Genomic DNA, 13,892 nt, shown 5'->3' on the forward strand with positions numbered 1-13,892 from the left:
TGCGTGGAAATAATGTTATTGAAAGGTGTTTACTAGCACGGGACAGGTTTTTTAAAAAATGTACCAAATAGCCTATTCAATTCTGGAATAACTAAGCGGCGTCGCTGTCGTAAAAAGGTTTTAATGATATAGCTACACCTATGAGTTGATTTCTTCCTCTAAGGTTTAGCTTTTGCATTATGTTGGCTCTGTGGTTATTAACGGTAGCAGGGCTTATTAAAAACTGTTTAGCAATTTGTGGAGTAGTGTTAGAGTCGGACAAGGCTTGCATTATTTGAAGCTCTCTTGGTGTGAGAGACTTTAGCACGGAGGTGTCCATTTCTAGGTCACCTACTTCTTCTTTGAAACTCTTGTTAATTTCTTTTTTGACGCTTTGAGAAGTATATTTTCTGCCTGCTCTAATTTCTTGAAGGGCAAAAAACAATTCGCTCATGCCGTCAAAAGTATGAATATGGCCAGATACATTTAATTTCTGAAAGACTTGCCTAGCGTCCTTAGCATTTTGAGATAAAAAGATGAAGGAACCCTTGAAAGAATCTCTATTTAATTCATTTACAATCTCTAAACCGCTGTAATCTGATAGAGAGTTGCTAATTATTATTACGTCTGGCTTATATTTGGTAGACTTTTTGAGTGCATCGTCCCCAGAGGTTGCGTAGGATACAACCTCATATTCCCTCTGTTCTAATGATTCACGAAGGACTTCGCAAATTAAGGTACTTCTGTGAATCAATAGAACTTTGGGTAATGTTTGCATATTAATATTTCTTTGGAAATACTATTTATCTTCTTATTTCTCTTATTCCTAAATTAAGGAAGAGGAACAGTAGAGCAAGGAAGAGGAACAGTAGAACATGGAAGAGGAATAGTAGAATAATTTTTACTAGAATTGTTGCTAGAATTGTTGAATTTAGCAACAGTTGATTTTTTGATTTCGAGATTGATTTTTCTCATGATTAAAATTGATTATTTGATTGATTAAAATTTACTATACAAATGTCGGGGACATGGTTATAGTAGAGAAATAAAAAGTGCACATAACATTATTTGCTATACAAAAAGCTTTTTTAAGTATAAGACCATTATGAAAGACTCGTTTCTAGTTTCCTTTTTTGATCATATTAGAAGAAATAAGGCGGAAATAATGCTCCATGTTTTGGGATGGAGCATCTATTATTTGATTGATTTTATCTTCGTGATTGGATTTACGTCAGATTTAACATCGAGTGCTGTAATGACTTACTTCAGCACAATTTTTATTTATACTTTCTGTTTTTACATTATTGTTGAAGTCTATAAAAGGTTTTTTCCGAAAGAATTACTTAAAGGGATTTTGATAAGTCTAATCTCAGTTTTGATTTTCTCTGCTTTAAATTGTGTTTGGGATATTTATGTAATTGAATATGATAAATCAATTCTTAAGCTGGAAACAAACCCGTGGCACGTTTTCCTTTTTGAGACTTGGCGTTTTTCTACTTCAGCCTTATATGCTTTTGCTTATTGGATATATTTACAGCGTATTGATGACCAGCGATTAAGAAGAGAGGCCGAGAAGCAATTACATAGTGCAGAAATTGCCTTTTTAAGAGCTCAGATAAACCCACACTTTTTATTTAATACATTAAACTTCGTTTATGGTGATGTAGCTGAGAAGAGTACGGAAGCAGGAAATGCTATACTTTCATTAACCAAACTTCTTCGATATTCGGTGGAGAGTACCAAGACAGAAAACAGTAGTTTAAGAAGGGAGGTCGAAGCAGTTACAGAGTACTTGGTACTTCAAAAACTTAGGTTTGGAGGCAGGGCATATGTTGACTTTGAAAAGTCTGGTTTGTTCATGCTTTTTGTTATACCTCCTTTGGTTTTACTAAGCCTTGTTGAAAATGCTTTTAAGTATGGCATCATTGATGACGAGGAGAATCCAATAAAAATAAATCTGGCGGTTGATAAAGATGGTCTGAAATTTGTATGCTTTAATACAAAGCGTCTAGATTTTAAGGATCGAGAGACAACTTCTGTAGGCATAAAGAACATTCAAAGGCGATTGGAGTTAACTTATGGAAGTGATTACGATCTACTAGTTAATGAGGATGACGATACCTATGAGGTGATATTAACCATACTCTGGAAGAAGTGAGTTCCGCAATAGGAAATTACGTTAGATCTGATTAGAATTGTGTATATTAAAGGCAAAGGAGTTCTACTAAAAGAAAAAAAATGATATTAAGTGTAATTGTGGATGATGAATCTGCAGCAATAAAAGTACTTGAAAACTACGTTAAAAGGCTATCCTTTGTTGAAAACGTTGCATCTTTTTCAAATCCAGTTGAAGCTCTAACTTTTGTCAATGAAAACGAGATTGACATGGTGTTTTTAGATATTAACATGCCGCACCTCACTGGGTTCAGCTTTATGGATATGCTTAAAGGTGATACCAAAATAGTTTTAACTACAGCATATTCTGAATATGCTATAGATGGCTACAAGTATGATGTGGTTGATTATTTAACTAAGCCAATTCCGTTTGATGACTTTTTAAGAGCAGTCCAAAGAGTTCAGAATAGGTTTTTAGCTGCTACCACGGCAACAAAACTAGAGTCGCTAAGTGATTACATCATGGTTAAAACGGAGCATAAAGGAAAATATGTCAAAGTGAAATTTGAAAATATCCTTTATATAGAGTCTCTTAAAAACTATGTGGCTATTTACACGCTTCAAAAAGAGCAGATAATTACTTTGCTAACTATGAAAGAGTTGGCAGAGAAACTTCCGAAAGAACATTTTATTAGAACGCATAAGTCTTTCATTGTCTCTTTGAATCACCTTAAGTATGTGGATGGTGGTGAAATTGTTCTTCAAACAGATAATGATAAAATTCCTTTAGGTATAACTTATAGAGATACGTTCTTTGAGCTTTTAGAGAGTAAAATGCTCTCGTAAAAGTTTCCTTATCTTTTTTGCTGAGCCAAAAATGACTTATAGGTTCTCATTAGGAAATCGTAAATAACTAATTCATGAAGCCTAGGTTGTGTATTCATGATTCGGTTTATACACATATGTGTTAGACCTGCTAAAGTAGACTTTTCAAAATCAGTTTTCTTTTTCCAATCTTCTTCAAAAACCATCTGAGGTTCAAAGATTGAGCCTTGGCCAAGAGCGTCATTTACCTTTGGTCGATGTTCACGGTATAGCTTATCAATTTCCTTCTTCTTCTCTTGGTTTATTCCAAATTCTTCAGCAAAACCATCCCTTAATGTTGTAATGAATCTAAGTTTGTTTGCTAGGTTGTAGTCAAAGTAGTTTAGCAAAGCATCTATGCACTTTAGGCCGTATATCCATCTTAGTTCTTCTTTATCTTCAGACTCGCTATGTATGATAAAATTTAAATAAGAGGAGCTTTCATGATAAAATATGCTTTCGGCATTATCCATTCCTATGGCGGCATACCTTTCAAGCTCTCTTTCATATCTGCCAAATTCCAGCTTCCAAATGTCTATATGATTTGATAAGTGCTGGTTTAAAAGGGAGATAAGTTCTTCTCCTTTCTCTATATCGTTTAAATGAAAGCGTATTCTTAAGTGGAGGTCAGGGTCACGCAGCCGAATGAAAAACCACTTATCTATTAATTTTCTATCAAAGGCTATTTTTAAAACCTCATTTATTTCATTTGAAAGTATACTGTCAAAGGTGGATAAGGGAGCATAAAGTTTTATATATAGCCATTTATGTTCAATTGAGCTTTCTAGAGGTTTTAAAGTTTTTGTTGATTCAACTTTATCTAAAGTTTCATTTTTAGGAACCCCGTAGGCCTCGTCCGATTTAATTAAGGAACCAATGAATTGATTAACCATAGGTTGCCCTTCAAAATTCTTAACTGCCTGATCTTTATCAAAAAGAAACTCTTTTAGTGTAAGGTGCTTTTTGTTTTTGACAGAGTCCATAAAGAGTTTGATTAAAAACTCGCTTTGGCTATTAATTAATAAATCATTATCACCCTCTGAAATAACAAAAAGTTGGGGGATTTTTAGTTTCTTGTGCCATTCACAGAAGTCGTTTATAGATTTCAGTTTATGTACTCCTGCTAAAGATGTATTCTTAAATTTCCAAGTCGCTAAGCTTAAAATTATCCCTTTATAAGACACTCTCGGATAGAAAACTTGCTGTTGACTCCAATTAAACTTTATGCTACCATCCAAGCCTTGAAACTGTAAATCAAAAAGGAATTTATAAACAGGAAGGTCTGTGTCCCCTACATTATGTGTACAGTTTAGTTTCGGGATAATTATTTCATTTGTCTTCAGATTTTCAAGAAATAGTTTATCCTCTTGAATGAAAACTACCAGGTCTCTAAGGGTAATGGTTTCTTCTGTTTTACCAATACCCCAAAAAGATATTTCGTGTTCAAAAACGGACCTTCTAGATAAAATATTACCGAGTTTGCTATTTGGTAAATGAATAATTTCAGCAAATCGAACGCTAGGGTTGTTATTGATTTCTTCCTTACTTATTTTGTCAACAAGATCTCCTAAAGCTTCTGAGCTGTTGGCAAACCGACCAATAAGATTTATTGCACTACTTCCGCCTGCGGCTTCTAAGAAAACCTTATTGTCGGCTATTAACCTAAATAAAACAGAGCAGCTCGCACTTAAATTTAAGTCATGATTTAGCTTTGGAAGGTTTTCGTCTTCCAATTTTACTTCATACTGATTTTGTTCTAGTGCCTTTTTGAGAAGGCTGTCTAGGTAAGTTTCTTCCTTTTTTTTAGTTTTTGAGGTGTCTAAGTTTTGAAAGGGAGCGAAATTTATATCTTTAATTAAAGGGGCAAGTGCGGTGTCAACTTCTTTATCATAACCGAGCCCTTTTTCCGTATCTAATGCAATTAACAGAGGTATTTTCTGTGAACCAAATCGCCTTTTAAATCTGACTTTGAATTCATTTAATCTATTGTTTTCTGTTTTTTCCTGCAGTGTGTTTATTACAGAGAGGGCTTCTAATAGCTCTTTTTGAAGGCTTTTATTTAAAGAGGCATTCTTTTTTAAATCAAAGAAACATTCTGTATGAAATGTTTTCTGGTTCAAGGTGTCCTGAGAAATGGCGTATTTTTCAATGTCATTTTGTTTGCAAGTATCTAGCTGATTAAGTTTTTCCTTGATGTTTATTAGTTCTTGGCTCTTATTCGTGTCAAATTTTCTATTCAGTGTAATTAAATCATCAAGCTTATCTGTTGAGTTTAATGAAGGCTCAAGTTTGTTGACCAGTATTTGGCAATCAATCAAGCTTGCTAAATACTCAAGTGAGTCTTCTTCTTCTACCCCTTCTTCTTTGAGAATGTTGGTAAGTTGATTTATAGAAAGTCCATTTTCGGTTTTTTCTAATAGGAATAGAAGAAAATCATTTTTTTGAAGAGCAGATATTTGAAAAGTAACTTCATCATTTTCAAAGGCTTTTTCTAAGTACCGTATTTCATCCTGTAAGATATAATAGGTTGAATTTGGAAAGTATTTGACTTGTGAAATGAGTTCCGGGTTTTCCTTAATGTTTTCATACAAATTAGTAAGGAGGTTAAAGTCTAGTTGAGTTTTTCTCTGAATGCTTTCTTCAAGGGCAATGTTAGTTTTGTCTCCCCATTTTAACATCGAAGTACCAGCAAAAAGACCGAAAGGAGTGCTACGTGTATGACTTCTTATTATATATTTAGCGGCACTTCTTAAAACACCCTTTTGGCTTTTTTCAGAAAGTGTTCCTGAGTTAAAGTCAAGGATTGCCTGATAGAGAGATGGAGAAGCTAAAAACACCGTTTCCAGAAATCCCTGATCTTTTAAAAGAGTGATTATTTCTGTTTCGGTCAGTTGACTCTTGAAAGCTTTTGCGGGAGTTCTTAAAACAAGCTCGGGCAAAAAAGTATATTTGGACATTTTATAGGGCGAAATGGGAATAAAATCAATTAAAGTTACACTTTAGAAGATAACTTTTAACGATTTGCTCGCTTTCTCCACATTTTTATTCAAATCTTTTAAATTTGCGGACAGAATATTAAAAAAATATGGGAAGAGCATTTGAATTTAGGAAAGCCAGAAAAATGAAGCGTTGGAGCTCAATGGCGAAAACCTTTACACGAATAGGTAAGGATATAGTGATGGCGGTAAAAGAAGGAGGGCCAGATCCTGCTTCAAATAGTAGGCTTAGGGCAATTATTCAAAATGCCAAAGCGGCCAATATGCCTAAGACTAATGTAGAAAGTGCTATCAAAAGAGCTTCTTCAAAAGACCAAGAGGACTATAAGGAGGTAATATTAGAAGGCTATGGTTTATATGGAGTGGCTGTCTTGGTAGAGTGTACTACAGATAATAATAAGCGAACTGTTGCTAATGTTCGAAGCTATTTCTCTAAAACGGGAGGAAGTTTAGGGACTAATGGAATGTTAGATTTCATTTTTGATAGAAAGTGTGTTTTTAAAACTGAAAACAAAGAAGGCGTAGACTTGGAAGAGTTAGAGCTTGAGTTGATAGATTTTAGCGTGGATGATGTTTTCTTAGATGAAGAAACCGGGCAGATTAATATTTATGGAGAGTTTGCTTCTTTTGGGGATATTCAGAAGTATTTAGAGGAGAATGAGTTTGAAGTAGTAAGCTCTGGTTTTGAGAGAATTCCTACTGATACTAAAGCATTATCAGAAGAGCAGGGAGCTGAGATAGATAAACTTTTAGAGAAGTTAGATGAAGATGATGATGTTCAAAACGTATACCACAATATGGTTTTGGAATAGCGATTCGATTAGTTAATATATAGAAAGTCCAGCAGGTCATTTTGCTGGACTTTTGTTTGTTAAAGCTAAAAATGGCAATGTTAGAATAATTAAGTTCATTGAAAACGGACATTGGGAAAAAGTATAGGTTTTAGTTCTTTAAGCTCTTCTAAAAGAGAGTTTTAAAAAGAATTTGGTGGAATATGGTTCTTGGACTAATTATTGATTATTCTTTAATTAGTACAATTTTTTGTTGTAGAATTCTAGTACTTTTGTGTAAATCATACCAACTAAACTTGCGGTTTCTTTTAATAACTTTATTACAGCTTCCATTACTGGCAGTTTCACAAACGGCTATCCATGATCCTTCAGAATATTTTCTGAAGGTATATAAGTCTAACGAAAAGGTAGAAGTGGATGGTGTGGCTAATGAAGAGGTTTGGAGCAAAGGAGAACTTGCAAGTGATTTTTGGCAGCTTTATCCTCGGGCGGAGAATAAGTCTGAAGTGAAGACGACAGTTAAGGCCGCTTTTGATGATGACTACATTTATTTCTTAATTGAAGCTTTTGATAGTACAAACATCTATGTGTCTCAATCTTTAAAAAGGGATGCTTCCATAGGCTTAAATGATGGAGTGGCAATTATTTTAGACCCAATCAATAAAAGAAGTAATGGTTTTGTTTTTACCTGTACACCTAATAATGTTCAGTCGGAATATCAGTATGGAACAGACTATGCAGGAATAACTTATGCCTGGGATAATAAATGGTACTCGGCGGTTAAGAAATTAAGTGATAGGTATGTCATTGAAATGGCAATTCCTTTTAAGTCGTTAAGGTATAATTCTGAAAATACTACTTGGGGGATAAATTTTCTAAGAAGTGATTTGAAGAATAACCGACTTTCTTCTTGGACTAAAATTCCTGTTCAGTTTTCAGCACTAGATCTAGGTTACCTTGGAACGTTGCAGTTTGATGGTGTTTTAGGAAAACAGAAAAGTAATATATCATTCATTCCATATACTATTGCTGGAGTTCATAGTGATTCAGAAACTAATGACGGAGTTGGCTGGAGTGGTTTAATTCCAGGTAACGGAATCAATAATGAGGCTCATCCCTTCCATCTTAATGTTGGCTTTGACGCAAAGGTAGCAATCAACGCTTCTTTGAACCTTGATTTAACCTTGAATCCTGATTTTTCGCAGGTAGAGGTAGACCAACAGGTTACTAATTTGACTCGTTACTCCATACTCTATCCCGAACGGAGAACGTTTTTCCTAGAAAATAGTGACATTTTCTCAAATTTTGCATCTACCTCATTTAAGCCTTTTTTTTCTCGAAGGTTAGGGTTGGATGAAAATGCAAATCCAATTCCGATTTTATATGGAGCTAGGCTTAGTGGCAATGTATCTAATAAAGTAAGGGTTGGCGTTATGAATATGCAGACGCTAAGACGGGGAGATTTTGCTGCTCAGAATTATACTGCAGCATCCATACATCAACGGATGGGAGCTAGGTCGCTGTTAAAGGGGTATTTTTTAAATAGAGAAGCTACTGATTTGGCAGGAGAGGAGAGGGATGATGAACTTAGCCTTTACGGTAGAAATGCGGGCTTAGAGTTAAATTTAATAGATAAGAATGGAGTAAATCATTTTTGGGCAGGATATCATACTTCAATAAAAAAAGGAATAAGTTCAAATAATAATTTTTACCAAATTGGTTATTCTTACAGCGGGGAGGCATATGAGGGTAGCATAGATTATACTGATTTTGGGCAAAACTATTATGCTGATATGGGTTTCATAAACAGAATAGAGACATATGCTCAGATGGGGTCAAGTTATACAGATCCTGATACGTTAATAAGGGCAGGTTTTAAGTACTTCAAAAATCAGAATACTTTTACAATAAGGCCTAAAGAGAAAAAGGTGGTGCAAGTGGTGTTTGGTTTAACAAACTTCTTGACCTTTTTTGAAAACAATCAACTTAGTGATAAATACCATTCCTTCACTGGAGGGCTACATTTTAAGAATACTTCGAGCATAAGTACGGAGTTTAAAATGCAGGAAGATAACTTGCTTTACCATTTCCCTTTGCCAAGTAACAAGCCTTTAAAACCAGGCAATTATAGATATAATAATATATCACTTAATTATGCAGGGGACGAAAGAAAGGTTTTTGTTTTAAGTGGGGGTGTATTGTTAGGACAGTATTATAATGCAGAAATAAGGCAGTATAACATGAGTATGCTCTTAAGAAAGCAGCCGTTTTATAGCATGACTTTAAGTGCACAGTTTAACGATCTTCTTTTCCCTATGGATTATGGTAGAACAAAGCTTTGGTTAATAGGCTCCAAACTTGAAACTACTCTTACAAATAAGTTTTTTTGGACTACCTTCTTACAGTATAACACTCAAGAAGATAATTTTAATATCAATAGCAGAATTCAATATCGTTATAGTCCAATGTCCGATTTCTTTTTGGTCTATACCGATAATTATTTTTCAAATTCCTTTATCAATAAAAGCAGGGCTATTGTACTGAAGTTTAATTACTGGTTTAGTCTATAACAAAAAAGGAAGCACAATGGCTTCCCTTCTTTAGTCTATAAGATATCTTACTTCTCTTTGTTCATTCGCTTTCTAGGAGCATGTTTTCTTCTCATTTCTCCTTTTTGCTCCGTTTTCATTTCTAAGAATTTAATGTATTGCTCTTCGCTAAGAATTTCCTTTAAGTTAGCATTATAAGCTTCTCTTTCTAGCTTCATGGCTTCATGCTTAGCTTTCATTTCCTCTTTTTTGAGGTCTTTGTTTGCTTCTCGTTCTTCTGCTTTGGCAGTATTAAGTGCAAGTAGCTGAGCGTATTGGTCTTCGTTTAATGAAAGATCGCTTTTCATTTTTTGACTCATTTTTTCAGCTCTTTCTTTTGGGTCAATTTTTTTGTGCTCTGGTCTTTGTGCGAAAGAAGTTCCAGCTGCCGCAAAAATCAGGGCGGCCATTATCATTAGTTTTTTCATAATATGTTTGTTTAAATTATTTACAGTCTTTTAGACGCAGTGCTTTGTTAAAGGTTTAATATCTTTGTGGAAAAGTTTATAAAAAAGAAATCTAATGAGAACAAAGTACGCAGCAGGAAACTGGAAAATGAATTTAACTTTTGAAGAAGGTCAAATCCTTTTTTCAGAAGTAACTAATATGGTGAAGGATGAAGTAGTAAATCCTAACGTAAAAGTAGTAATGGGAGTACCTGCTCCTTATTTAAGTTCGTTTAGCAAACTTATCAATACAGATAAAGTGAGCATTGCAGCTCAAAACTGTCACCCAGAAGCTAAAGGAGCTTTCACTGGAGAGATGTCTGTAGGGATGTTGGCTTCGGCAGGTGTAGATCATATTATCATAGGTCACTCAGAAAGAAGAGAATACTTTAATGAGTCTGACGAGTTTATAGCATCAAAGGTAAATGCAATTTTAGCAGGTGGCTTAACGCCAATTTTCTGCTGTGGAGAGACTTTAGAGCAGCGTGAGGCTGGTATTCACTTTGATTTTGTAAAAGGTCAATTGACAAACGGTTTGTTCCAACTGTCTGCAGAAGAGCTTCAAAAAGTAGTTATAGCGTATGAGCCAATCTGGGCTATTGGTACTGGTGTTACAGCATCTAGCGATCAAGCTCAAGAAATGCACAAAGAATTAAGAGCTCATTTAGCATCAAAATATGGTGCAGATGTGGCAGCAAATATTTCTATTCTTTATGGTGGAAGTGTAAAACCAGGTAATGCAGGAGAGCTTTTCGCTCAGCCAGATATTGATGGAGGTTTAGTAGGTGGAGCTTCTCTAGATTCTAGAGGGTTTACAGATATTGCTAAAGCATTTCCAGCGTAAGTCATTTCAATAAAATTTAAAAAGCCTCTTTGATTTATAATCAGAGAGGCCTTTTTGTGAATTTCAGTTTCCTTAAATTTTAAGAATACCTATCATTCCTCCAAGGATATGCAGTATCAGAATATCCTCGTTCTTCCCAAAAGCCTTTTTTGTTGGCGTTTAAGAATTCTATTCGTTTAATCCATTTTGAACCTTTCCATGCATAAAGTTGCGGTGTAACCATTCTACATGGGCCGCCATGCTCTAAATCAAGCGGAGCGTCATAAACGGTATGAGCTAGTAGCACATCTGGTTTTAAGGCTTCTTCTATTTGTACGTTAGTGGTGTAGGTGTCGTAGCCATAGCACATGATATGAGTTACCGTTTCTTTTGGCATGACCAGAGCCGCCAAATCCATTAGCCTAACACCTTTCCATGGCATATCCATTTTGCTCCAAGTGGTTACACAGTGAAAGTCTGATGTGTCTTCTGTTTGAGGCAAATCCATGAAGTCTTGCCATTTTAAAACCATTGGGTTTTCTACTTCACCATTTAGTGTCAATCGCCAGTTTTCTAAACTTACCTCAGGGTGATAGCCTAAGTCTAATATGGGCCATTTTACAGTTTCCGTTTGACCGGCAGGCAGTTGAGGCATGCCATGTCTGTTTGTTGGGCCTGTGCCCAAAGGTTTATCGTCTGCTATGGAAGGAGAATTCGCCATTTTTTTCTCAAAACGAGATTTTAGCTTCATCCTTGCTTCTATTATTCTATCCAGTTTTTCCATAATTCTTAAAATTCTGCCTGCAATTTAAAACCGTAACATTGTTATTCTTTAATGGCTCCTTTAAAATTCTTTTCGCCTGCCGTTATCGCAATTTTTAAATGGTTCTCTTTTGGCGGGATAGGGCAACTATACCCTACAGAAAAGGCACAATAAGGATTATAGGCTTTATTAAAATCAAGTATAATTTCTTCTCCCGAAATATCACTCATTCTTAAATCAAGATACCTTCCGCCGCCGTAAGTGCTGTTGCCACTGGTGGCATCTTTAAAAGGAATGAAGAGGTAATCTTTATAGAGTGGGTTTTTCATTAAGTCGATGCTTCTATATACGGTCAATGTTTGCTTTTTGCCTCCTATTTTGAATTTTAATTGACCAAAACGAGTGTAGGTTTTCATTTTGCCGCTAGATGTCGGTATTTCAAAGGGCATGCTTTTGCCGCCAGGTTTAAAAGTGCAGGATACCTTAAATGTTTCGTTGGGCTCATAAAAGTCAAGAAATTTGAGGTCTTCTTTCTTCAAAGGAGAATGTGAGTTGCTTATAAAGTCTGCTTTATAAGTGTCTCTATGAGTTTTAATTTCCTTTTGGTAGCTATTTTGGCCGAAGGCACTTAAACTAATTAAGGATATGAAAAGGTACTTTATTGGTTTCACAAGCTCCGATTTCTTAATTTTCCGAATATTCATCATGCTTCAAAATAAACAATAAAACTGCATGTCTGTTACCGTTATTTTAATAATAATCACTGTTTTGGCGAGTATTTATGCTTGGCGAGATTCCATACTTAAAAACAAATGGATTCACAATCCTTATAGTGCTAATAAGTATAAAGAGTATTATCGTCTGCTAACCAGTGGCTTTATTCACGCTGATTATATGCATTTGTTTTTTAACATGTACGCATTTTATCTCTTTGGGGGTGTGGTGGAGCAGTATTTTGCCTACTTTTTTGGAGGGAAGGCTATTCTGGCATTTTTGGGTTTGTACTTAGTGGGTATAGTCGTTGCTAATCTTCCTGATTTTGTGAAGTATAAAGACAATATTGGATTCAATTCTCTTGGAGCATCAGGAGGTGTCTCTGCCATTGTTTTTTGCTCTGTGATTTTAAATCCTTTGATGGAGTTGATAATATTTCCAATTCCTATTCCCATGCCAGGGTATATTTTCGCTTTAGTTTATGTGGCATATTCTATTTTTATGGAGAAACGTCAGATGGACAATGTGAATCACATGGCTCACCTTTGGGGAGCTATTTGGGGAGTTTTATTTATTGGTTTGACAGAGCCTTCTACCTTGCCAAGGTTTATAGAGCAAATTACTTCTTCGTTTTGAAAATTTTAGAAACATTAAAACAGCCTTATCCTTGTGTTGACCTAGAGCGGTCGAATACTCAAAATCTCCTCTATTCTTTTTTTGTAGGGGTTTTTATTTCTGTTTTTTTAATCGTTTTTGAGCCATTTGGGATAGGTCGATGGGAATCGGATAATAAGGTTCGTCATTTATTGGCTTTTGGTGCAATCACTTTTGGAGTTTTGACTTTTATGAAGTTTGGGCTTATGAAAGCCTTTCCAAGTTATTTTAATGAAATAAAGTGGACAGTAGGAAGGGAGATTGTTGCTAACCTTTTGGTGATTTGTTTAATAGCTCTTGGGAATTATATCTATGCTTTAAGCATACATCTTTTCCCGTGGAGGTTGGATGTGTTTTTTTGGAATTTTTCGGTGGTGGTAGCTCTGGGCGTTTTCCCTATCTCTTTCAATGTTTTTTTGAAATATAACAGAGGTTTAAAGAAGTTTTCGGAACCCGTAGAATTAGGAGTGGCAAAGGAGAAAAAAGAAAGTGAAATCTTATTAAAAGCAGAGAACGGGAAGGATACTTTAAGCTTTAAAACAGGAGAATTATTCTTTTTAGAGTCTGCTGATAATTATTCGAAAGTCGTCTTTAACTCTGATGGAAACTTTAAACAGGAGTTATTGAGAGGGAGTTTGGCCAGTATGTCAAACCAGATTACGGAAGAAAGCATAGTGCGGTGTCATAGGTCATACATAGTCAACCTTAGTAAAACCGAAAAAGTAACAGGGAATGCCCAAGGTTACAAACTCCATTTGTCAGACTCTGACTACATTATACCTGTAGCCAGAAAATACAGTGCTATCGTGGAAGGCTTAAAGTAGTTTTTAGCCAATTAGAGTAAGAAGTAAAAGCAAGGCTAGGATAAACCATTTTACGGTTCCCCACCAACTGGCATGACTTTTAAAAATCAATATCAATGCTTCTACTATAAGTAAAGCAAAGCTGGCGGCTAAAGTTGCTATGGCAAAGTTATTATCAAACGAATTTAGGTTAAAACTGAAGATGATAAGAAACAAGCAGGCCACTGGGAAAAGTACTTTTCTATATGCTTTAATATCCATGTTTGATTGATTTAGAATTTATTTCTAAATATAGTCCTAATACCTCATTTAAATGATGACTTTTAAGCGGTTCGTTTATGATATTTATCATTGTT

The 13,892-nt window shown here is 35.2% G+C and carries 13 protein-coding genes; 7 read left to right on the top strand and 6 right to left on the bottom strand.

Going from position 1 to position 13,892, the window contains the following annotated elements; genetic code table 11:
- Window positions 1-91: 91 nt before the first annotated feature.
- On the bottom strand, window positions 92-757 hold the full coding sequence (locus AC0L6O_RS02665; RefSeq protein ID WP_473306122.1) for a LuxR C-terminal-related transcriptional regulator: 666 nt from the start codon (window positions 755-757) through the stop codon (window positions 92-94).
- A 327-nt stretch (window positions 758-1,084) separates the two neighbouring features.
- Here AC0L6O_RS02665 and AC0L6O_RS02670 point away from each other — a divergent pair, with 327 nt between their 5' ends.
- Window positions 1,085-2,137 (top strand): sensor histidine kinase, encoded by a 1,053-nt coding sequence (locus AC0L6O_RS02670; RefSeq protein ID WP_473306124.1) that lies wholly within the window; start codon window positions 1,085-1,087, stop codon window positions 2,135-2,137.
- An 80-nt stretch (window positions 2,138-2,217) separates the two neighbouring features.
- Complete coding sequence (locus AC0L6O_RS02675; RefSeq protein ID WP_473306125.1) at window positions 2,218-2,940, top strand: LytR/AlgR family response regulator transcription factor; 723 nt, start codon at window positions 2,218-2,220, stop codon at window positions 2,938-2,940.
- Window positions 2,941-2,948: 8 nt separating this feature from the next.
- Here the strand turns inward: AC0L6O_RS02675 and AC0L6O_RS02680 are convergent, their stop codons facing one another.
- Complete coding sequence (locus AC0L6O_RS02680) at window positions 2,949-5,915, bottom strand: lantibiotic dehydratase (protein ID WP_473306127.1); 2,967 nt, start codon at window positions 5,913-5,915, stop codon at window positions 2,949-2,951.
- A 128-nt stretch (window positions 5,916-6,043) separates the two neighbouring features.
- Between AC0L6O_RS02680 and AC0L6O_RS02685 the strand changes: the two genes are divergently transcribed.
- Together AC0L6O_RS02685 and AC0L6O_RS02690 are read left to right on the top strand one after the other, a co-directional pair.
- Entirely contained in the window at window positions 6,044-6,766 is a 723-nt protein-coding gene (locus AC0L6O_RS02685) for a YebC/PmpR family DNA-binding transcriptional regulator (protein WP_473306129.1), read from the top strand.
- 275 nt (window positions 6,767-7,041) lie between these two features.
- On the top strand, window positions 7,042-9,315 hold the full coding sequence (locus AC0L6O_RS02690; RefSeq protein WP_473306130.1) for a carbohydrate binding family 9 domain-containing protein: 2,274 nt from the start codon (window positions 7,042-7,044) through the stop codon (window positions 9,313-9,315).
- A gap of 47 nt (window positions 9,316-9,362) precedes the next feature.
- On the opposite strand, the gene AC0L6O_RS02695 is transcribed toward AC0L6O_RS02690, so the two are convergent.
- A complete protein-coding gene (locus AC0L6O_RS02695; protein WP_473306132.1) occupies window positions 9,363-9,761 on the bottom strand; it encodes a hypothetical protein in 399 nt (132 codons plus the stop codon).
- A 94-nt stretch (window positions 9,762-9,855) separates the two neighbouring features.
- Here AC0L6O_RS02695 and tpiA point away from each other — a divergent pair, with 94 nt between their 5' ends.
- Window positions 9,856-10,623, top strand: a complete 768-nt coding sequence (tpiA, locus tag AC0L6O_RS02700) for a triose-phosphate isomerase (protein WP_473306133.1) — start codon at window positions 9,856-9,858, stop codon at window positions 10,621-10,623.
- Window positions 10,624-10,702: 79 nt separating this feature from the next.
- Here the strand turns inward: tpiA and AC0L6O_RS02705 are convergent, their stop codons facing one another.
- The gene (locus tag AC0L6O_RS02705; protein ID WP_473306135.1) at window positions 10,703-11,386 is read right to left on the bottom strand and encodes a molybdopterin-dependent oxidoreductase; all 684 of its coding nucleotides are present in this window, start codon (window positions 11,384-11,386) and stop codon (window positions 10,703-10,705) included.
- Window positions 11,387-11,427: 41 nt separating this feature from the next.
- Window positions 11,428-12,036, bottom strand: coding sequence for a DUF1684 domain-containing protein (locus tag AC0L6O_RS02710; protein ID WP_473306136.1), 609 nt, complete (start codon window positions 12,034-12,036; stop codon window positions 11,428-11,430).
- Window positions 12,037-12,097: 61 nt separating this feature from the next.
- Here AC0L6O_RS02710 and AC0L6O_RS02715 point away from each other — a divergent pair, with 61 nt between their 5' ends.
- Window positions 12,098-12,715 (top strand): rhomboid family intramembrane serine protease, encoded by a 618-nt coding sequence (locus AC0L6O_RS02715; protein ID WP_473306138.1) that lies wholly within the window; start codon window positions 12,098-12,100, stop codon window positions 12,713-12,715.
- Complete coding sequence (locus AC0L6O_RS02720; protein ID WP_473306139.1) at window positions 12,712-13,557, top strand: LytR/AlgR family response regulator transcription factor; 846 nt, start codon at window positions 12,712-12,714, stop codon at window positions 13,555-13,557. Before AC0L6O_RS02715 ends, AC0L6O_RS02720 begins: the two co-directional genes overlap by 4 nt.
- Window positions 13,558-13,560: 3 nt before the next feature.
- Here AC0L6O_RS02720 and AC0L6O_RS02725 read toward each other — a convergent pair whose 3' ends face one another.
- Window positions 13,561-13,797: a hypothetical protein gene (locus AC0L6O_RS02725; RefSeq protein WP_473306141.1), complete on the bottom strand. Its 237-nt coding sequence runs from the start codon at window positions 13,795-13,797 to the stop codon at window positions 13,561-13,563.
- Window positions 13,798-13,892: the final 95 nt, after the last annotated feature.

Source organism: Arcticibacterium sp. GJ41-1 (assembly GCF_055808875.1).